Annotated in this window: 13 protein-coding genes; 8 read left to right on the forward strand and 5 right to left on the reverse strand. The window is 49.1% G+C overall.

Annotated features, from left to right (window positions below; genetic code table 11):
- Nucleotides 1-82: 82 nt before the first annotated feature.
- Nucleotides 83-2,383 (reverse strand): TIR domain-containing protein, encoded by a 2,301-nt coding sequence (locus Afil_RS01730; RefSeq protein ID WP_230266804.1) that lies wholly within the window; start codon nt 2,381-2,383, stop codon nt 83-85.
- 246 nt (nt 2,384-2,629) lie between these two features.
- On the opposite strand from Afil_RS01730, the gene Afil_RS01735 reads away from it, so the two are divergent.
- On the forward strand, nt 2,630-5,053 hold the full coding sequence (locus Afil_RS01735) for an SWIM zinc finger family protein (RefSeq protein WP_230266805.1): 2,424 nt from the start codon (nt 2,630-2,632) through the stop codon (nt 5,051-5,053).
- 146 nt (nt 5,054-5,199) lie between these two features.
- Here the strand turns inward: Afil_RS01735 and Afil_RS01740 are convergent, their stop codons facing one another.
- From Afil_RS01740 to Afil_RS01755, 4 genes are all read right to left on the reverse strand, one after another.
- Nucleotides 5,200-6,858 carry a diphosphate--fructose-6-phosphate 1-phosphotransferase gene (locus Afil_RS01740; RefSeq protein WP_230266806.1) on the reverse strand — a complete coding sequence of 553 codons (1,659 nt, stop codon included), beginning with the start codon at nt 6,856-6,858 and terminating at the stop codon, nt 5,200-5,202.
- Between the two features lie 268 nt (nt 6,859-7,126).
- Nucleotides 7,127-8,326: a pyridoxal phosphate-dependent aminotransferase gene (locus Afil_RS01745; protein ID WP_288340240.1), complete on the reverse strand. Its 1,200-nt coding sequence runs from the start codon at nt 8,324-8,326 to the stop codon at nt 7,127-7,129.
- The gene (locus tag Afil_RS01750) at nt 8,326-8,823 is read right to left on the reverse strand and encodes an Lrp/AsnC family transcriptional regulator (RefSeq protein ID WP_230266807.1); all 498 of its coding nucleotides are present in this window, start codon (nt 8,821-8,823) and stop codon (nt 8,326-8,328) included. Before Afil_RS01750 ends, Afil_RS01745 begins: the two co-directional genes overlap by 1 nt.
- A 105-nt stretch (nt 8,824-8,928) precedes the next feature.
- Entirely contained in the window at nt 8,929-9,474 is a 546-nt protein-coding gene (locus Afil_RS01755; protein ID WP_230266808.1) for a hypothetical protein, read from the reverse strand.
- A gap of 331 nt (nt 9,475-9,805) precedes the next feature.
- On the opposite strand from Afil_RS01755, the gene gap reads away from it, so the two are divergent.
- From gap to rlmB, 7 genes are all read left to right on the forward strand, one after another.
- The gene (gene gap / locus Afil_RS01760) at nt 9,806-10,831 is read left to right on the forward strand and encodes a type I glyceraldehyde-3-phosphate dehydrogenase (protein ID WP_230266809.1); all 1,026 of its coding nucleotides are present in this window, start codon (nt 9,806-9,808) and stop codon (nt 10,829-10,831) included.
- 494 nt (nt 10,832-11,325) lie between these two features.
- Entirely contained in the window at nt 11,326-16,047 is a 4,722-nt protein-coding gene (locus tag Afil_RS01765) for a discoidin domain-containing protein (RefSeq protein ID WP_230266810.1), read from the forward strand.
- Between the two features lie 532 nt (nt 16,048-16,579).
- Nucleotides 16,580-16,825 carry a hypothetical protein gene (locus tag Afil_RS01770; RefSeq protein WP_230266811.1) on the forward strand — a complete coding sequence of 82 codons (246 nt, stop codon included), beginning with the start codon at nt 16,580-16,582 and terminating at the stop codon, nt 16,823-16,825.
- Between the two features lie 2 nt (nt 16,826-16,827).
- Entirely contained in the window at nt 16,828-17,502 is a 675-nt protein-coding gene (locus Afil_RS01775; RefSeq protein ID WP_230266812.1) for a hypothetical protein, read from the forward strand.
- 285 nt (nt 17,503-17,787) lie between these two features.
- Nucleotides 17,788-19,140 (forward strand): cysteine--tRNA ligase, encoded by a 1,353-nt coding sequence (gene cysS / locus Afil_RS01780; RefSeq protein WP_230266813.1) that lies wholly within the window; start codon nt 17,788-17,790, stop codon nt 19,138-19,140.
- Nucleotides 19,140-19,526, forward strand: coding sequence for a Mini-ribonuclease 3 (locus Afil_RS01785; RefSeq protein WP_230266814.1), 387 nt, complete (start codon nt 19,140-19,142; stop codon nt 19,524-19,526). The genes cysS and Afil_RS01785 overlap by 1 nt, the downstream gene beginning before the upstream one ends.
- Complete coding sequence (rlmB, locus tag Afil_RS01790) at nt 19,523-20,266, forward strand: 23S rRNA (guanosine(2251)-2'-O)-methyltransferase RlmB (RefSeq protein WP_230266815.1); 744 nt, start codon at nt 19,523-19,525, stop codon at nt 20,264-20,266. The genes Afil_RS01785 and rlmB overlap by 4 nt, the downstream gene beginning before the upstream one ends.
- Nucleotides 20,267-20,271: the final 5 nt, after the last annotated feature.

The following is a 20,271-nucleotide window of genomic DNA, read 5'->3' on the forward strand; positions in this document are numbered from 1 at the left end:
ACCGGATCCGAAGTATGAAGAAAACGATGAAGAATAAAAAATACGCCAAGCGGGATCTCGAAAGGGATCCCGTTTAGCGTATCTAATATTCAGTCTCGCGTATACCCGTCGATTGTTTGACACTTACGCCAGGCAGTTCATGGCGATCCGAAAGATCCGTATAGATCTGTCTGCACTTTTCACGATATTGGTCTGCCTGAGAAGAATTTCCGAGAACGGAATAGAAAATATCGAGCCTTGAATAAGCCGAGCCAAGGGACATCAGAATATCCGGCAGAGGTTTTGAGGAAGGATAGTTTTCCAGCAGGTATGCTGCACGCAGGCAAAGTTCCATGCCTTCTTGATAGCGGTTCTCGTCATAGCACAGATCGGAGAGATCAAGCAGGGTAACCGCCAGAGAGTTTTGTTCTGAAGGGGAAGGATGAAGGGAGCAGGCTTTTTCATAAAGGGCAATGGCCTTTCGATAACAGGACTCTGCACTGGAAAAATCTTTTTGAAGGTAAAATGTTTTTCCCCCGGTTTTGTAACAGAGCGCACACAGATGTTCCGTAGCGGCAGTATGCAGATCCTCCAGATTTTCCTGTATGTATTCGATCAGTTTGCGCGCTGTCTCTACTGCCTCATCCACATTCCATGAGGAGTTTTGGAGATAGAGAACAGACTGCCAGGCGCATCCGCACAAATATGTATGAAGCAGAGTCGGATCCTGCGCCGAAAGCTTTATCGCCTGATCTAAGGCCTTTTTGACGATCGGGCGAGCTTGTTCCGACCGGTTTCTTTCGCAGAGAAGGTCGGACAAAGTGAGCTCGCAGGTTACCAGAGTACGAATATGCAGAGAAGATTCATCCTGCAAAACAAGACTTTCGAAAATATCCCGTGCCTGTCGATAAAAGGATTCGGCCTGGATCAGGTGCTGCTCTCTTCGTTCCAGTCTTCCCAGGTTGATCAGAAAGAAGCCCAGATCGACTTGGTAGACCGGATGGTTTTCCGCCTGAATCATCTGGCGGTTCAGTCGAATTCCATCTTCCAGGCTGTCTCTGGCCTGTTCCAGCTGATTGAGATAGATGTACTGTTCGCCAATTTTCTGGTAAAAGACGCTTTTCGCACGTATGCAATACAAGGTGTCTTGCAAATTCGTATCCTCGTTGAGCGAAGGGATGCGCTCAAGAAGATTCTGGTCTGCGATTTCTTTTCCCTGCGTATAGAAGAAAATCGCTTCTTCCATCTGATTGTTCTGGGCAAGAATATCGCCTGCCGTTTCACAGGTTTCGATGCCAGGCTGCAGCTGTGCCGCGGCTTTTGCCCATAAAGCTGCCTGATCAAAATCCATACGAACACCAATTCCATCGCGATAGATCTTTACGAGTTCCTGAACAGCAGGGAAATAGTTCTGATCGGCTGCTTTACGGATCAGACGGATGCCTTTTTCATAGTCGATTTCGACATCCAGCCCGTACACATACGCGAGACCGATCAGATAGCAGTTCTTTGGTGTGAACGGCGTATAGTTTTTCTTCAGTTCGAAAAGCTGATTACGAAGATCGTTCGAATGTATCGGATAAACCGTATGGACGCCTGGAAAAACAGCTTCTAACGCCTTACGATTGACGGTTTCATTTTCCATCAGTACCGGCAGAACCTTTTTCTGCAGCTTTACGGCCAGCGGGTACTCGATCTGCCGGACATAGTTTGGCTCGTAGACCATATTGTTCGTTACCGCCAGAGCGAACAGATCGCTTTCCTGAAGACTGTTCTGGATGGAAAGGTCGAAGTTTTCACCGGGCTTCAGGAATTCGTCATACCAGATGGCGATGGTATACAGCTGTTCGTCTTCATGAATGACACGCATGAGCTCCTGCGCTTTCTGGCGATCTTTCTTGCGATAGCTCAGAAAAATCCGGTGCTCGAAGAGGGCGCTGACCTCTTTCTGCAGTTTGTCGTCAAGAAAAGCAGACTCCAGAAATTTCCTGAGTTTCGTTTCGTAGGGGATTTCGGTCACATCGGAAGAAATCGGACAGATTGCCTGGACGGTTCCGCACTTCTCGTTAAATTCTTCGGTTAAAGAAAGGTCCGTCAGTACAGGGAGAAAGGGAATGTTCTTTACCTGAATCATCCGGAAAACCGTTGAAAAAGCGAGACAGTCCCCCTTCAGAAAATTTTCTGTGATCGGAATGACAATCAGGTTCATCAAGGACAGATCGAACACGTAATTGTCGAGATCTTCCGGGTGATCCGGATCCGGATCAAAATAAACTGTGCTTGGACAATAGCGAAGAATATCGTTCGTGATTCTCTCGAACCAAATCGGAAAATCATCTGGATGAGCGGTAAAGTACACTTTGGCTTTGCCATGCGGATTCGAATGCTCAGGTTTCGTTTTCATACATTTCTCCTGTCTGAAGTAAGACTCTTCTTTTACTGTACACAGATCCCGCAAATCAGAAGCATGTTTTTTGACACTCCAGCAAAATCGCATTCCAGCCTGCTCTCTGGGGGACAGAATTCGGATTCCTGCTTTCATCTCTTGCGGGCGGTAAAGCGGAGAGGATGAAGAGCGGCTTCTATAATGAAGCTGACAGGTTTTACCCCAAAAGATGTCCTTTACTACTGGAAATGAGGGAAGAAATGTATGGATTGGAAAAATAATTTTGATCGGGAGACGCTTTTTAACGGCTATTTACTGTTTCGGCAGGGAAGAGTCAGCCCGATTTATCGACAGGGCGATTACTGCTTTGCGATCGTCGATGGAAGAGAAAAAGTTCGTGCCCGTCTGGTGGACGATACCATCTCGGATCTGCAGTGCACCTGCCTTCCTTCCAGGGAAGGAAGACTCTGCGCGCACCAAGCGGCCTTTCTCTTTGCGCTGGAAAATACATTAGAAAATCAAAGACAGTCAGCTCCTGCAGCTGCAGAAAATCGGAACCATCCAGAAGAAGAAGAGGAAAAAGACTTCGAAGAGATGGACAGGGAAGCGGACGATTCAAATCGTGCAGATCAGGATCTGGAAACGGAGGAACATACCGAAGCCGATCAAGAGGACACGGATCCGTATTTCGCCGAGCCAGATGAGCCGGAAGATTCCGTTGAACAGTGGAGGCGTCGTTTTGCGCAAAATCCAGGTTTAAGACGCTATCCGTACAATTTGGAAAATACGACAGAAAATTCGAACTCGAATTTCACCAATCCAAATGAATTTGAGCCGGAACAAGCCGCCTCTCCTGCGCAGTCCGAAGACGAATACGAACAGCCGGTCCTCGAACGCCCAGAAACTCCGTGGAAAAACCCGTTTCTGGATTCGCTGCTTAGTCCCCAAGGTCTGTTTGGGCAGGATGAGTCCGAAGCGACAAATCCATATGGAAGAAACAGAGAGGATCATCCCGTCGAATCGGCAATTCCTCCCAAAACGCAAATGCCTCGGGGTGCGGCAGTAACCTCTTTGGCACCAGATAAAGAAGCAATCTCTGGAGCGGATTCAGACGTTTCTGTAAAGGAAAACTTCGGCGCCCAGACGATGGAACCCAAAGCCCCTGTCCAGCCGGAGGAAGAAGCAGAAGATTCTTCAAACACGACTTACAGCGCCGCAAACAAATCCGAAGGCGCAAAAGAGCCAGCTCCCGAAAAAGAAACCGAGCAGCCAAATGTACAGGAGGAGACCTCACGCCAGACAAGCCAGACTTCGTTTGAAGCATCGATTGACTATTCCAGCCTTTCGTCTCTGGTCGATTCGTTCTCACTGGAAGATCTTGCCGGTCTTGTGAAGGAATACGGAACGATGCATCCCGAAATGCAGGACTTCCTGACCGCAAGCATCGCCAAATCGCATGCTGAAGAGGCACAGGATCTTCTGGAACGTCGGGCGATGCAGAAGATTGCTGAAATTTTGCAGGATCATCCGGAAAGCCGCTGCGGAAGCCGAGAAATCCGCAGCTTTGAAAACTGGATGGAAGAGCAGTGCGATGTCCTGGTCCGCAATGGCTCCGCCATTCTGGCTGCAGAACTGCTGGAAAGCATCCTCCTGACGCTGGAACGAACCGCGACCGTATCGAACGCGTCGTTTGTTCTGTCCTGCGGCGAATTTGTTCTGGATCTTTTAGAGAAAATTGCGCTCCGGGCCGAACCGGCATTAATTAAAGAGCTGTTTTCCTGGATCGAATACCAGCTGGAAGCCAATAACCTTCCGGATTTCAAGGACCGTCTCGTGACCCTGACGGAACGCAACTGTTTTGATATCGCCGATTTGCAGGAAGTGCGATACCAGTCTCTCGTCCGTCTGTACGGAACGTCGCGAAAAGAAGGCAAACTGCATGCCTACCGGGATCGTCTGCTTCGTTCCATTCTGGATCTCGAAAAAGAAAATCCGGAATATGAACGCGCCACATCCGCTTTTGAAAAAACGTACGGAATGCTTCCGGAAGTTCTCATTCTCAAGGCGGTCGATGCGCTGAATGAAAACGATCCGAAAGAAGCCGTCCAGCTTCTGAATCAGAGCCGGCGCAAGGGAATGAGCGCTTCTGAGGAAGAAAAAGTCATGCGGCTGATGATTCAGGCGCAGCTTAAACTTTCCCATCCGGAAAAGGCCGTCCAGGAGCTTTACGAACTGATCTTTGTTTTACAAAACGGACGGCTCGAAGATCTCCAGCTTCTTCATGAACTGGATTCGAACGATCAGTGGAAAGACGATCTGGAAAAGATTGAAAAGAGCGTGGATGAAGACGTACTGATTGAACTGTACGATTTCCTGAAGGAAGACGAAAAGCTTCTCGATCTGATGGAAAAATCGAAAAACTATTACCACCTCTCGCGTTTTGCAGACCGTCTGTCGGGTGTTGACCCGGATCGAACCGCCGCTCTTTGGCTGAACTATGCAAAAGAGAGTGCGGCAAGCGCGCATTCGAGAAAAGCGTATCGCCGAAGTGCCATCGCTTTTGAGAAAGCGTCTCAAAGCGAAACATTAAAGGATCAGGTAAAGGAAGCTGTTCATAAGACAAGAGAAGACCACCGTCGCCAGCATGCCTTTATCGAAGAACTCGATCGTCTTGGCATTGTCAAATAGAACCCGGCCGACTAGATCTGTTAAAAATGAATCCAACAAAAAACGGGACTTCCGTTCTGCATCATGCAGAGGGAAGTCCCTTCTTTTTTGTCTGTGAATTTAGGAAAAGGAACAAGGAAAGCAGTAATCCTGTTCAAGTTTATAAATTATTCCTGTTCGAGTTTAAGTGTTTTTGTGGTGAGATCGCAGACTTCTTCTGGTCCGTAGTACTGGATTGCACCTGGGAAGGTGTAGCAGGTTTCTACAGCCCACTGGTCGCGGTTGGCTTCGAAGAATTTGAACGGCTTGCCGTCGAGTTCGACGAGCGCTTTCTTGATAACCGGTTTGTCTTCGCCATGACGACGTTCGATGTTCATCATCTTGGTGATCGGCATGCCGCCGGCTACCCATTCGGATGCTGGTTTGGACAGGTTGGAAATCTTGGAGAGGTATCCAGTGAATCCGTTCTGGATCAGCAGGAATGCGTTGTAGCCAAGGGAGTAGCAGTAGTCGGAGTCAAAGTTCGAAGGGAATGCGCAGCGTCCTTCGTAACCGAAGAAGTGGTGCAGCGGGTTGAACTTGCCGGTGTAGGTACCTTTGGCAGCGCGTGCCTTGAGTTCATTGGCAACGAGAGCGGAGAACAGTTTTTCCGATTCGATCAGAGATACCTGTACGTTTCCGTGCGGGTCTCTTTCGAGGAACAGCTGCTGCTGGATGTTTTCCGGCAGAATTGCGAAGACTTTGAATGCGTCTTCGCTCAGACCGTTCTTGATGAACTCATATTTTTCTTTCCATGTTGGAAGAGCGTTGAACGCGTCGGCTTTGCTTCCGGCAAGAAGTTCGTTGATTTCAGCGATCAGAGCGGAGAATTCAGGAACGAATTCAACTACGCCTTCCGGAATGATAACAACACCGAAGTTGTTGCCGTTGGCAGCACGTTTTTCTACGGAATCGGCGATGTAGTTGGCGATTTCGGAGAGAGACATTTTCTTCGCAGCGACTTCTTCGGAAATGAGGCAGATGTTTGGCTGTGTCTCAAGAGCAGCTTCCAGTGCTACGTGAGAAGCAGAACGGCCCATAACCTTGATGAAGTGCCAGTATTTCTTAGCGGAGTTGGCATCGCGTTCGATGTTTCCGATCAGTTCACTGTATGTCTTTGTAGCGGTATCGAAACCAAAGGAGATTTCAATGTCGTCGTTTTTCAGGTCGCCGTCGATCGTTTTTGGAGCGCCGATTACCTGTACGCCAGTGTTGTGTGCAGCAAAGTATTCGGCAAGAACGGCTGCGTTGGTGTTGGAGTCATCGCCGCCGATGATTACGATGGCGTTGATGCCGTGCTTTTTCGCTACTTCTGCAGCAACCGTGAACTGTTCTTCTGTTTCAAGTTTTGTACGGCCGGAACCGATGATATCGAATCCGCCTGTGTTGCGGTAAGCGTTGATATAGTCGTCATCGAATACAATGAAGTCATCTTCGATCAGACCGCTTGGACCGTTTTTGAAACCGATCAGAACGTTGTCCGGGTTAGCGGCTTTCAGAGCATCGTAGAGACCGCTGATTACATTGTGGCCGCCTGGCGCCTGTCCGCCGGAAAGGATAACACCGACAACCTGTTTGCCTTCTGGTGCTGTGCTTTCGCCTTTAACGAAAGTGATTTCTTTCTTTCCGTAAGTATTCGGGAAGAGTTTCTGGATTGCTTCCTGGTCCGCAACGGACTGGGTAGGTTCGCCTTCCTTAACCGCAATGCTGGAAATGCCGTGACGAAGCATTCCCGGAAGCTTTGGCTGGTAAGCGTAGCGAGCTTTCTGTAACGGGGAAATTGTCATTTCTATACTCCTTCTTAATCGCTCAAATCATAAGATAACCGGTCAGAATTGTAAATCCTCAAAGAGAAAGGGCTGTCATTGCATGGCAGCGAGGAGAACAGAGTACTCAATAAGGACTTCGATTCCAGAACCGGCCTTTCCATTTTACGCTATCTGGACATACGGTTTCAAATTCCTGAAAATTCGATCCCATTATACGAGCAGATAAACAGCACGATTCGACAAAAAAGCACCTGACTTAACGACAGATGCTTAATTTCAATCGGGTTTATTCGATAACGATTTCTTCTTCGATGAGAACTTCTTCTGGCTGCTTCAGACTGGCTACGAACGCTTCAATGCGATCGCAGGCTTCCTTGAGGTTTTCGTAGGACGTCGCATACGAAATACGGACGAAGCCTTCGCCATGTTCGCCAAAAGCGGTGCCGGGAACGACAGCGACTTTCTGCTCTTCGAGCAGACGGACGCAGAACTGATCCGAAGTCAGACCGGTCGAGGTGATATCCGGGAACGCGTAGAACGTGCCGCGCGGAACGTTCGTGCGCAGTCCCATGCGGTTCAGCCGGGCGCAGAGCAGATTGCGGCGCCGTTCGTATTCCTTTTTCATCTCTTCCGTATCTTCCAGACCGGATCCGAGTGCTTCAATCGCCGCATACTGGGCGGCCGTCGGCGCGGACATGATGATGAACTGATGAACCTTGGTCAGCTGGCTGTTGATTTCCGCGTTGCAGAGCAGATAGCCGAGGCGCCATCCGGTCATCGCAAAGGCTTTAGAAAAGCCGTTGATGACGAGAACCTGATCCTTGATGGAATCAAAGGAAGCCGGCGAGCAGAATTCGCCTTCAAACGTAAGTTCTGCATAAATTTCGTCGGAAACAATATAAATTCCGGATTCTTCAAAAATCGGTACGAGTTTTTCGTAGTCTTCACGGCCCATCGTTCCTCCCGTCGGATTGGAAGGGAAGTTGAGCATGATGCATTTGGTCTTTTCCGTTAAAGCGGCTTTCAGATCTTCCGGGGTCAGTTTGAAGTCGTTATCCTGCGTCAGTTCGATATAGACCGGAACGCCTCCAGCCATGATGATCGCCGGTTCATACGCCACGTAGTTCGGGTCGAGAACAATGACTTCATCGCCAGGATTGATCAGGGTGCGGAAGCACAGATCCACAGCTTCAGATCCGCCGACGGTAACCAGTGCTTCCTTTTTCGGATCGTAGTCCACGCCGAAGCGGTTATGGTAGTATTCGCAGATCGCTTCGCGCAGTTCAATCAGACCGCGGTTTGCGGTGTAGTGGGTATAGCCGCTCTGCATCGATTCAATAGCCGCGTTGGAAATGTGCCAGGGCGTATTGAAATCTGGTTCGCCGATACCCAGGGAAATGACGCCTTCCATGGAGTTGGCCAGATCGAAATACTTTCGGATACCGCTTGGCTTCATGGTTTTGATAACTTGATTGATCGGTTTCATCAGTAGCTCACCACCAGTCGGTCTTCTTTTTTGTCCGGCCTGCCGGCACCGGTCAGAATGCCGGACTGCTTGTACTGCTTCAGAACAAACAGAGTCTTTGTGGACTGTACGTCTTCAATGCAGGCAATTTTGTCGGAAACAAACGAGCAGACTTCAAACATCGTTTTCCCCTCAACGAGAAGAATGAAGTCCTTGTCGCCGGTAATCAGGTACATCGAATTGACTTCCGGATAGCCGGCGATGAGATTCGCGGTATAGTCGTATCCTTTATCTTTCATCGGGCGTACGCCGACTTCGATGAAAGCAAGAATTTTCTGATCTTTCTGAACTTTGTTGTAGTTAATGACGGTATGGTAGCCGCAGATGATTTTTTCCTCTTCCAGGCTTCGAACGGCATCGTAGACATCTTTCTCGTCTTCATGAAGAATGTCTGCCAGATCGCGGGCATTCAGACGGGCGTCTTTTTCGAGCAGTTCCAAAATTGAACGAAAATCCATGGAAAACTCCTTTCCGGCGCTCATGCGCGCAGGTAATAATGTTCCTATTATAAGCGCATTTGATTTTCGATTCGTGCAAAGCCCGGAACACAGGGAAGAAAAGAATCAAAATAAGAATAAAACCGCTCGCAAATCCGCAGACCGTTTCCATCGGGCAGGGCCATAGGCCGTTTCATCGCCCATCTTTTCGTAAACGGAGCCGATCCAGAATAAAGCCAGGTCGTTTCCAATATTTAATGGGCAGTTATTTAATGGGCAGTGTTTGATGAATGAGTTTCCGGCAGATCCGATCTGGATCCAGTGATATTTCTGCGCAGAGTTTCTGTGATTTCTGATTCCTTTCTTATGGCAGAGGCGGAAAACAGAAGACTTCCCAAAGAAAAAAAGCGGAGCAACGAACCCACCGGATTTCCAGACCAATTCACCCATATCATTCGGATTTGAAATCCAGCCAGGAAATGGAAAGGATGCATAGACGGACGGCTCAGACCGATTCTTTGTGGCTCGAACAGGATCTAGTAAAGAATGCCTTCCATAAAATATGGAAAGCCAAAACCAGCTCATGCCGGACGGCAGGCGATAATCCGCAAACATGCAGAAGGCAAATCCTATGCCTCCAAAAATCTGGCCTGTTGAGTTAACCGCTTTCATTCTGTAAGACTTTCCATCAATCCGTCTCTCTTCAGAAAATCAGGCGCCGATGCAGCAAAAAACATGCAGAGCGAGACAGGAATCATAAGCCCCTCAGGTGATGGGAAAATCCTGGAAATGCCTGCGGACAACGTATAGACAAACGGTCTGCATTAAGACGAAATAAGCAATTTGTATAGGCGATATCTAATGTGAATAAGACTAGATAAGTAATTAATATCGAGATTATTATTCAATAGTTTTTGACTAGATCCGCCTGACCTCCTATTCGTTGACAGGATTTCGGGCAGCCCCTATAATTAGATCGGTATTAAAGGAGGATTTACTGATCATGACAGTAAAAGTTGCACTGAACGGTTTTGGTCGTATCGGTCGTCTGGCATTCCGTCAGATGTTTGATGACCCCAACTACGAAGTAGTTGCGATCAACGACCTTACCAACCCCGCTATGCTGGCTCACCTGCTGAAGTACGATTCGACTCAGGGAACCTACAAATTCGCCGACAAAGTAGAATCCACAGAAGATTCCATCATCGTTGACGGTAAAGAAATCAAAATCTACAAAGAAGCTGACGCTTCCAAACTCCCTTGGGGCGATCTCGATGTTGATGTAGTACTCGAGTGCACAGGCTTCTACACATCCAAGGCTAAAGCACAGGCTCACGTTGATGCTGGTGCTAAGAAAGTCGTTATTTCCGCTCCTGCTGGAAAAGACCTGCCGACAATTGTTTACAACGTTAACCAGGAAGTTCTTACTCCTGAAGACAAAATCATTTCCGCTGCATCCTGCACAACCAACTGCCTCGCTCCAATGGCTAAGACACTGAACGACCTGGCTCCAATCAAATCCGGAATCATGACTACCGTTCATGCTTACACTGGCGACCAGATGACTCTGGATGGCCCGCAGAGAAAAGGCGACAAACGTCGTTCCCGCGCTGCTGCCGTTAACATCGTTCCTAACTCCACTGGTGCTGCTAAAGCAATCGGTCTGGTTATCCCTGAACTGAACGGCAAACTGATCGGTTCTGCTCAGCGTGTTCCTGTTCCTACAGGTTCCACAACGATCCTCGTTGCAGAAGTTGAAGGCGAAGTTACTGTTGATCAGATCAACGCCGCTATGGCAGCTGCTGCTAACGAAAGCTTCGGCTACAACACTGAAGAAATCGTATCTTCCGACATCATCGGTATGACTTACGGTTCCCTGTTCGATGCTACCCAGACAATGGCTACTCCTACAGGCGATGGCAACACCCTCGTTCAGGTTGTTTCCTGGTACGACAACGAAAACTCCTACACTTCTCAGATGGTTCGTACAATTAAGTACTTCGCTGAGATGGATAAGGAAAACGCTTAATTCACACTCAACAAAACTGAAGGCCTTCGGGCCTTCTTTTTTATTGCCGCTTAAGCAGGAAGCCCGATATTTGAAAAAGCTGCCTTCAGCAAATTAAAAAATGGAGTGAGCACCAAATGATATTTGAGAAAGACGAAATATCGTCTGAAAGAATCACTGATTGCCTGCGAAACATAAAAAGGCCAGCGTGCTACGTAGAGGAAACGAGATTGAAACAACAAATAAATCGGTAATTCTGTTCAAATTAATCATCTGAAAGCGCTAAGAATTAACTAATTAGTATAAACGCATTGCCTGAACTGGTATTTCTTTGACTGATTTATGAACCGATAATAAAAGCTGATCAATTCCTGTTGAAAGAAGGGCAATCTTTGAACAGGGCTATCAGATCTTCGGGCGTGACCGAGAACGATTTCACGGTCAGATCGGATGAAACGCCAGGGCAGGCCTTTTTTCCGGTTAACAGATCTGAGATGCATAAGAAAGGAAACAGCATGAAATTTAGAAAACTCACAGCTTCCTTGCTGTCTGTTGCACTTTCTGGAACAGCTGCAGTTTCAACCGTTCTTCCTGCTGCGTCCATGGCTGTACATGCCGAAGAAACAACTCCGACGGCAACGACAGACATGACGCAGTATGGCACCAATCTTGCACTCAATAAAACCGCGACAGCAAGTTCTCAAGAAGCGGATTCTGTCAGAGCTTCCAATGCGGTGGATGGAAATACCTCAGCTAGCACTTCCCGCTGGGGTTCCAATGTAGGCAATGGTCCGGACTGGATCTATGTTGATCTGGCCAAACCATCTGTTGTGAACGCCGTTCGTGTGTTCTGGGAATCGCACAAGGCTACATCGTATAAAATCCAGTACGCGACAGAAAACCCCGGAGCAGAAGCCTCCTGGACAGACGTAAAAGTCTTTAATAACCGTCCTGCGGAAATCACAGAAGTTATTGCGTTTGATACGCCGGTAAATGCTCGTTATATCCGTCTGTATATTGGATCGCATACACCAGATGATCCAATCCTCACTTCGATCCCAGAATGGAACTCGGTTTCCATTTATGAGCTGGAAGTGTATGGCGAAATCGATGCGAACTATCAGGATCCGCAGGAAAACGTAGCGCTGAATAAAACCGGAACGGCCAGTTCGACCGAAACGGCAGACTTCACCGCAGCAAAGGCACTGGACGGAGATACATCGTCCAGAAGTTCACGCTGGAGTTCCGCTGAAGCAGACGGACCGCACTGGATTTACGTCGATCTTGGCAAAGAAATGGACGTACAGACCGTACGCCTCTACTGGGAAACACGCAAAGCCAGTAACTATACCATTTCAACCGCAACGGACGAACATACAGCCGAAGAACTGGCTGGAGAAGATGTCTGGACTCAGCAGTATTCCAATACTAGCCATCCAGCCGATCTGAAAGAAACCATCAGTCTGGATGCTCCAGTTAAGGCACGCTATGTCCGCCTGAAAATCAACACCTTTACCCCGGAAGATCCGGATGGAGGCGTGACCTGGAATACCATTTCCATTTATGAAATGGAAGTATACGGCGGTATTCCACAGGCGCAGAAATGCAATTCCGTTGCCGATATCAAGGATGCTCTCGAACTGAACCCAGTTACCGCAGAATCCACGAAAGTTACAGCTAAGCTTCCAGAATTTGATGCCGATCTGTTCGCCGTAGAATACAACGGTACCGACCTCGAACAGGTTGTTGATGCCAATCAGAATATTCTGAAACCATTGGTGGATAAGCAGGTCAAAGTTTCCTATAAGATTACGGACAAAACGACCAGCGCTTACGACTTCAAGGAAATTACAGTCACGATTCCTGGTGAACATCAGGTTGATGAAAACGATAATGCAGTTCCGGAAATCCTGCCTCCAATCCAGGAATGGAAGGGTGAAGAAAGCGGAAGCTTTGCGATTACTGAGAATACGAAAGTTCAGTACGCAGATGATAAATTTGCATATGCAGCCAAGGCGCTTGCCGATGACTATAAGGAAATGACCGGCAAAACGCTGGCTGTAGAAAAAGTAGCTGCTATTCCATCAGCAGCTGTGAACGATACCATTACGTTCGGTGCGGGTACTCCGGAACTTGGTGAAGAAGACTACCGCATGACGATCGGTCCAAAATCCATTCAGATTGGAGCCAACCATTCTACCGCAGCGTATTGGGCAACCCGTACCATTCTGCAGGGACTCAACAACAGCGAAGACAATACTCTGGCTGCCGGTGAAATGCGTGACTATCCAACGATGAAGGTGCGCGGTCTGATTCAGGACGTTGGACGTAAGACCTTTACGCTCGACTATCTGAAACAGCTGGCCAAAGTGCTGTCCTGGTATAAACTGAACGACTTCCAGGTTCATCTGAACGATAACTATATCCAGCTCGAACAGTATAAGAACGTCAACGGCGAAGACCGTCGTCTGATCGATCCGTATTCGGCGTTCCGTCTGGAATCGGATATCAAAAAAGGCGGAAATGACGGTAAGAACCAGGCGGATCTGACCGCAAAAGACGTCTTCTATACGAAAGAAGAATTCGCGGACTACATCGAAGAATGCAAGAAGATGGGTATCACCATTGTTCCTGAATTCGACATGCCGGCTCACGCGCTGGCCATGACGAAAGTCCGTCCGGATCTTAAAACGCCGGATTCGGATATGCCGCATGTAACCACGAACGGCAACCGTTCCCCGGCTGACCATCTCGACCTGAACCATCAGTACGACGATGTCATGCAGTTTGTTAAATCCATCTGGGACGAATACACAACTGGCGATGACAAAGTCTTCGATACGCCGGTCATTCACATTGGTGCCGACGAATACGAAGCCGGTTCTGCTGCCTACCGTAAGTATGTAAACGACATGTTCAAGTACGCCGAAGACAAAGGCTATACCCCGCGTGTGTGGGGTTCTCTGACTCAGCTGAGCCAGGGGGATACGGTACATGGCGCGACCTATAACGAAGATGGAACCGTTAAATCCCGTCGCCAGATCAACCTCTGGAACTTTGGATGGTCCAATCCAAAAGCTATGTACGATCTGGGCTTCGACTTGATCAACTGCTCTGACGGAACCTTCTATATCGTTCCAAACGCAGGCTACTACTACGATTACCTCGGCGATTCGCATCTGTTTAACACGGATATCACTCGCATGGGCAGCACCAAAGTGCCTGTCGGTGACGAGCAGATGGTCGGCGGTGCCTTCGCCATCTGGAACGACATGATCGACAACGCCGAAAACGGCATGTCCGAATATGATATTTACAAACGTACGATTCGTGCAGCCGGCATGATGGGAACCAACCTCTGGGGCAAGGGATCCATCACCCAGACAGAGGCTTCTGCGATTATCGATCAGTATCCGGAAGTTCCGGGAACCAACTTCAACTACAATGTGAACAAATCCGAAAACGGAGCGATCACTTCTGTAGATATGGAATCCACAACGGATACCACCGGACCAACCAACAGCCTGACTGCTGGAAATGACGTTCTCAAAGAAGCGGCAGGCCGCAAGGTTCTTGACCTTTCTTCTGGAAAAACAGCCACATTTGATACGCTGAAAACAGCTGGTCTTTCCAACACGCTGCGCGTGAAAGTAAAACGTACGAGCGCGTCCAAAGATGAGCAGATTCTGTTTGAATCGCCATACGGAACGATCAAAGCGGTTCAGAAAGAAACCGGAAAAGTCGGCTTCTCGCGTGAAAACCACGATTACTCCTTCGACTACGAACTGCCGGTCGGCGTATGGACCGAACTTGAATTCCGCAACGAATTCGAAAAGTTCTCTCTGTATGTAGACGGAGAATTCGTAGAAACCGTTGGACGTGACGGGCGCGGATCGCTGAAAGCGACCATGATGTTCCCGCTCCATACCGTCGGCAGTGCAGAGCATCCATTCCAGGGCTATGTCGACGATATCCGTGTCGGAACTACCCCGGAAACTGAATTTGTCAATACGATCGCTCTCGATCGCAAGATCGATCTGCTCGGACAGGTTGCTCTTGCTGGCAATACAGACCTGATCAAGGAAGCGCTCGGCGTATCCGGCAAATATGCACCGACGGCTGCAGAAGTTGCAGATGTGACGAAGAAAGTTGAAGATGCAATTTCCAAAGCGGAATACGAACGTGCAGACTACAGCCGCATTGACGCTCTGCTCGCTCTTGAACCAGAAGATCCAAGCGTATACAAAGCCTCTTCCATGGATGCCTTCAACCGCGCGAAAGACAATATCGTTCGCGATCTGCCGAAAGCTTCGCAGGCTGACGTCGATATGATGGCCTCCAACCTGGCTTCGATCCTTCTCGGAATGGAACTGCAGGATCTCAGCAAGTTTGAACTCGTTTCGCAGGATATCATGAAAGCTACGGCTTCCAGCAACCAGAGCGGGGAAGAACCAGCCAAGGCGATCGACGGCGATACGTCCACGATGTTCCATACCGACTGGGAGAATACCACCATGCCGCACTGGCTCGACATTGAATTTGCGACTCCGCAGACGGTCGATCAGATTCTGTATACGCCAAGAACCGGCGGCGGAAACGGTCACCCGCTGACTTACGACATCCAGACCAGCGATGACGGCAAGACATACACGACCGTTTACTCTGGTGAAATGACGAACTCTGGAACTGTAAAGACGATTAATCTCCCTGAAGCCGTAACTGCGAAGCACATTCGCATGGTGGCTAAGACGGCCCGCAACAATAACTTCTCCTGCGCGGAAATCAACTTCCACAAAGTCGTTACCGGAGCAGATACAGAAGGTCTGAACGAAATCATCGCTCAGGCGGATGCTCTCACGGCAGCCAGCTATCCAGAATCTTCCTGGAACGCCATGCAGACTGTACTGGCCAAAGCCAAAGCTCTGCCCGATACCGCAACACCGAAAGAAGTGGAAGCGATGAAGGGCGAACTGAGTCAGGCCATCTGCGCACTGGCTGGCTCGACCGTTGTCTACGACTACACCCTGCTGCAGACCGTGATCGATGACATCACTCCAGCAAAACTTGCTGACGTCAAAGGCGCTGCTGCACTGAATACGAAACTTGCTGCTGCGAAAGCGCTCGTAAACAACGCAGAATCTCAGGAAGCCATCGATACGATGACTGAAGAACTGCACGCCGCATGGCTTGTTGCTCGCTACAGCGTATCGACAGATAAACTGGCGGATCTCAAATAAGACTCTCAAAAATCCAGAAAGCCAAAGTTCTCTAAAAGGATGACAGGTTTCTTTGGATCTCGTTAAACCGACCAAAGGGCTTCTGCTCTCGTTTTCAAACGGGAAGGCAGAAGCCCTTTTCTTCTGGTGCGATCTTCTTCTGCAGATTGTGGCGATGTTTAACCGTGTCGGGCAAACTGTACCGGTATACGCAGAGAAGGGGACGGCGCCGAACGGGCGGATTCAGCCGACTTCCGATCTGGAGAATTGGAAAGCGCCCGGGAAAAAAAGGAGAAAAGAAAAAGAATCGAGTACAGGAAATCGCCAGAAAGGGATGAATTTTCAAATTTTTCTTCAGGAATATTTGCAGAAACTTTTCTGTCGTAAAAATGACGGAGAGAGAAATCAAAGATCCAGTCGATCCAGCTGGGAATTTGCGGGAAAGCGTTTGAAGTTTCTGCCTTCGAAGCACGCTCTACATCCGGTTTCTGTTGTGTAAGCACTCAGAAGCAGGTAAATTGAAAGTAATTGTTTAAGAGAAAGGATTTGTAATATGGCAATTCGAGAACGCCTGGTTGACAGCGAGTACAGCCGGCTGGCAGAAGAGGTCGACGATCTGACGGCGGCCTATGTCGAAAGCATGAGAAAAGACGGTGTGGATGAAATGTTCATCAACATGTTTATTGAAAACGCCAAACGGGAAAAGGCAGAACGCCTCGCGCAGAATCCCAGCGAGGACCGTTCTTCAGAAAAGGAATATCTCACCCAGTTTGAGGGGAAGACCGGAGGGAATAACTAGCTATGCAGGGATGGATTTATCTTCTTTATTTTGCGGTTTTTATCGCGCTGGTTGTTCTGATCCCGCCTCTGGTAAAGCGTTACTATTACCAGAAGCTGATGAACGATATCGATACCCAGAACTACGCGAAATTCCAGACGCATCTGGATTCGCTGCTGGCTAAGGTTTCCTTTTCCGCCTTTGAACGCGAAGCCATCCGTCTGACGATGATTGAAGCCCGACAGGATAAGGCGAAAATTGACGATCAGATTCAGTTCATGGAAAACATGCGTCTGAACCGTCGTCAGAAAGCCCAGTTAGGCGAACAGGGCTTCTATATTTATCTGGCGCAGGGAAAAATCAAAAAAGCTGCCCGCATGATGGACCTGGTGAAAACGTACGGTACGCCCCAGCAGCTCCACCCGCTGGAAATTCAGTATTCGATTCTTCTCAAGAAAGAAGCGAAATATATTGATGAACTGAAGGAGAGACTGAAAAAGCTCGAAGATTCTTCCGGAAACATTCCGGAAAACCTGAAAGTGAACGCAGGTACGTTCCAGTATCTGATCGCTCTGCAGTACTCCTATAACAAGGACAAGCCCAATACGGAGAAGTGGGCAAAACTGGCCCTGGAGAATTTAAAAGGAACACCAAACGAAGAAGAAATTCTGAAACTCCTTGGCCGCTCCGCTGCCTGAAAAACAGGCGGTTGAAAATCTGATAGAATATCGAAGGAAGTGAAAGCTTCCTTTTTTCAATGGAAAAAACGCAAAGTGCAGAACAGGACTGGCTGTTCAGCAATTCAATCCGTTTGCGTCTTTTTTGATTGAAACCGGCTCCTCATGGGGCAAAATGCTGAAAACAGACGAAAGGAAAAGCTGCACAGACGCGCCCTGTTTCCCAAATGAACCGGAGATCTGAATCGGATATCTGTTCGAACTCGGGAAGGCGTCTGTCCTTTATGGAAAGCAGCAGGAATAAGGATGAAGCTCTATAACACCTATTCGCAGAAAATCGAAGAATTCAAGCCGATGGAAGACGGCAAGGTTTCGATGTATGTCTGCGGTCCGACGGTCTATAACGATCCGCATATCGGAAATGCCAGACCTGTCGTCGTTTTTGATACGCTTTACAAAATCTTCAAGGCACTTGGCTATGACGTCACCATGGCAAGCAACTACACCGATGTCGATGACAAGATCATTGCCAAGGCGATTGAAGAAAACACTACGGAAAAAGTGATTACCGATCGCTATATTGAGGAATTTGAACACGTTCGCCATGATCTTGGCGCCCAGACGCCGGATTATACTCCGCGCGTAACCGAGACGATGGATAAAATTATCGCCTTTATCGAAATGCTCGTCGAAAACGGGGCAGCATACGCGGTGGACGGCGATGTCTACTTCCGTGTCGGCTCCGATACGCACTATGGAGAAATTTCCCATCAGCGCCTAGAAGATCTGATGGTCGGCGCCCGCATTGACGAAAATACAAAAAAAGAAAACCCGCTCGACTTTACGCTCTGGAAAAAGACCGATAAAGGCATTCAGTGGGATTCTCCCTGGGGAAAAGGCCGTCCCGGCTGGCATACCGAATGCGTTGTAATGATCAACGATGTCTTTGGCCGTCCGCTGATCGACATTCACGGCGGCGGAAACGACCTGAAGTTCCCGCATCACGAAAACGAAGTGGCGCAGGCCCGCATGAGCTGGGATACGTCTCTGGCCAATACGTGGGTTCATAACGGCATGATCAACATCGCCGATGAAAACCATGAGATCAACAAGATGTCCAAGTCTTTAGGCAACGTCCTGCTGGCCAAGGATCTGATCGATCAGTATTCCGGTCCGGTCTGCCGTCTGATGCTCATCAGCACGCATTACCGCGCACCGCTGACGATTTCGAAGGAAGCACTGGAGTCTTCCGCCAGAGAAATCGCAAAAATCCGGAAACCTGCAGCGCAGGCTCTTTTTCAGCTCGATCTGGCAGACGCTTTTGATCCGAATGCTGAAAAAGATGAAGCCAGCTGGAACGCCTTCATGGACGCCATGGCCGATGATCTGAACACCCCGAACGCTATTTCCGCGCTTCAGGCAGCCATCAAGGAACTCAACGGTGCGCTGCGCAAGCGGGAACTGGATTACAAGCGTCTGAATGCGCTTTACGCCTCCATTGCCGGTATGCTTTATGTACTGGGACTCGATCTGGATCTGCATCACGCAACGGATGAACAGAAGGATCTGTATCGCGCCTGGAAAGCAGCTGTAAAGGAAAAAGACTTCGCCGCCGCTGATGCGTGCCGGGCGAAGCTGATGGAACAGGGACTGGTTTAATGGAAATCGTATCCGAAAATCCCGTAACTCTGGCCTGGATGGGCGATGCCATCTATTCGCTGGAAGTACGAAAAACGCTTTTGAACAAGGGACTGCGCAAAGCCGATGTTCTGCAGAAACAGTCGGCCAAATACAATTCGGCCACGGGGCAGGCCACGGTTCTCGATCGGCTTCTGGAAGAAGATCTGCTTAACGAAGACGAACGGGAAATCGTCCGCCGCGGACGCAACGCGCACGTCAAATCGCCATCGAAAAGTGCGGATCTGAAAACGTATCTCAAGGCCACCGGTCTGGAGGCGCTCTTTGGCTATCTGTATCTTTACCATCATGAAGAGCGCATGAACGAACTGCTTTCGATCTGTATGAAACTTGGTGAATCTCTATGATCGTCTATGGAAAAAATGTCTTTGAAACGCTGAAAAACGAGCCGGAGACTATCGCGGAAATTTATTTGATGAACGGCCAGAACGATGCCAGAACGCGCCGCATTCTCGACACGCTTCCCAGATCCGTTCGTCTGCGCACGGTTTCGAAAAAGGAACTGGACCGCATGACGGATCATGGCGTCCATCAGGGGATTGCCGCTAAAGTCAGGGACCTGCCGCTGCTCACGCTCGATGAGCTCATCGACCGGGCCCGTCCAAACCCGGAAAGCGACAGCGCGCTCGATCGTCTGCCGCTGCTTGTGGCTTTAGACGAAGTGCAGGATCCGCACAATGTCGGTGCTATTCTGCGTTCTGCGGATGCGGCTGGTGCCAAAGGCGTTATCCTGTGCAAGCATGGCGGCGCCGGGCTCACCCCGGCCGCTGTAAAGACGTCTGCGGGCGCAGCGTATTCGATGCCGGTAGCCGGTGTCTCGAGCCTTTCCAACGCGCTGATCAAGCTCAAGGAAAACGGCTTCTGGGTAGCGGGCAGCGACTTTGACAAGACCAGTCTCGACTATCGCAAAGGTCTGTATGATCGTCCGCTCGTTCTCGTCATTGGAAACGAAGGTAAGGGCATGTCCAAAAGCGTCAAGGGACAGTGCGATTTCAAACTGCACATTCCCATGCATGGAGCCGTGCAGTCGCTGAACGCGTCGGTGGCTGCAGGAATCCTGATGTACGAGATTCAAAGCAAAAAATAAAATTC

This window comes from Allobaculum fili (genome assembly GCF_020969955.1).
In the GTDB taxonomy this organism is placed as follows: domain Bacteria; phylum Bacillota_I; class Bacilli_A; order Erysipelotrichales; family Erysipelotrichaceae; genus Allobaculum; species Allobaculum fili.

Excerpts from the sequence above, each read along its gene's own strand:
- Afil_RS01735 (WP_230266805.1), top strand. The coding sequence starts at position 2,630 with ATGGATTGGAAAAATAATTTTGATCGGGAGACGCTTTTTAACGGCTAT.
- Afil_RS01770 (WP_230266811.1), top strand. The coding sequence starts at position 16,580 with ATGGCAATTCGAGAACGCCTGGTTGACAGCGAGTACAGCCGGCTGGCA.
- Afil_RS01785 (WP_230266814.1), top strand. The coding sequence starts at position 19,140 with ATGGAAATCGTATCCGAAAATCCCGTAACTCTGGCCTGGATGGGCGAT.
- Afil_RS01745 (WP_288340240.1), bottom strand. The coding sequence starts at position 8,326 with ATGAAACCGATCAATCAAGTTATCAAAACCATGAAGCCAAGCGGTATC.
- Afil_RS01775 (WP_230266812.1), top strand. The coding sequence starts at position 16,828 with ATGCAGGGATGGATTTATCTTCTTTATTTTGCGGTTTTTATCGCGCTG.
- rlmB (WP_230266815.1), top strand. The coding sequence starts at position 19,523 with ATGATCGTCTATGGAAAAAATGTCTTTGAAACGCTGAAAAACGAGCCG.
- Afil_RS01730 (WP_230266804.1), bottom strand. The coding sequence starts at position 2,383 with ATGAAAACGAAACCTGAGCATTCGAATCCGCATGGCAAAGCCAAAGTG.
- Afil_RS01740 (WP_230266806.1), bottom strand. The coding sequence starts at position 6,858 with ATGACAATTTCCCCGTTACAGAAAGCTCGCTACGCTTACCAGCCAAAG.
- gap (WP_230266809.1), top strand. The coding sequence starts at position 9,806 with ATGACAGTAAAAGTTGCACTGAACGGTTTTGGTCGTATCGGTCGTCTG.
- cysS (WP_230266813.1), top strand. The coding sequence starts at position 17,788 with ATGAAGCTCTATAACACCTATTCGCAGAAAATCGAAGAATTCAAGCCG.
- Afil_RS01765 (WP_230266810.1), top strand. The coding sequence starts at position 11,326 with ATGAAATTTAGAAAACTCACAGCTTCCTTGCTGTCTGTTGCACTTTCT.
- Afil_RS01750 (WP_230266807.1), bottom strand. The coding sequence starts at position 8,823 with ATGGATTTTCGTTCAATTTTGGAACTGCTCGAAAAAGACGCCCGTCTG.
- Afil_RS01755 (WP_230266808.1), bottom strand. The coding sequence starts at position 9,474 with ATGAAAGCGGTTAACTCAACAGGCCAGATTTTTGGAGGCATAGGATTT.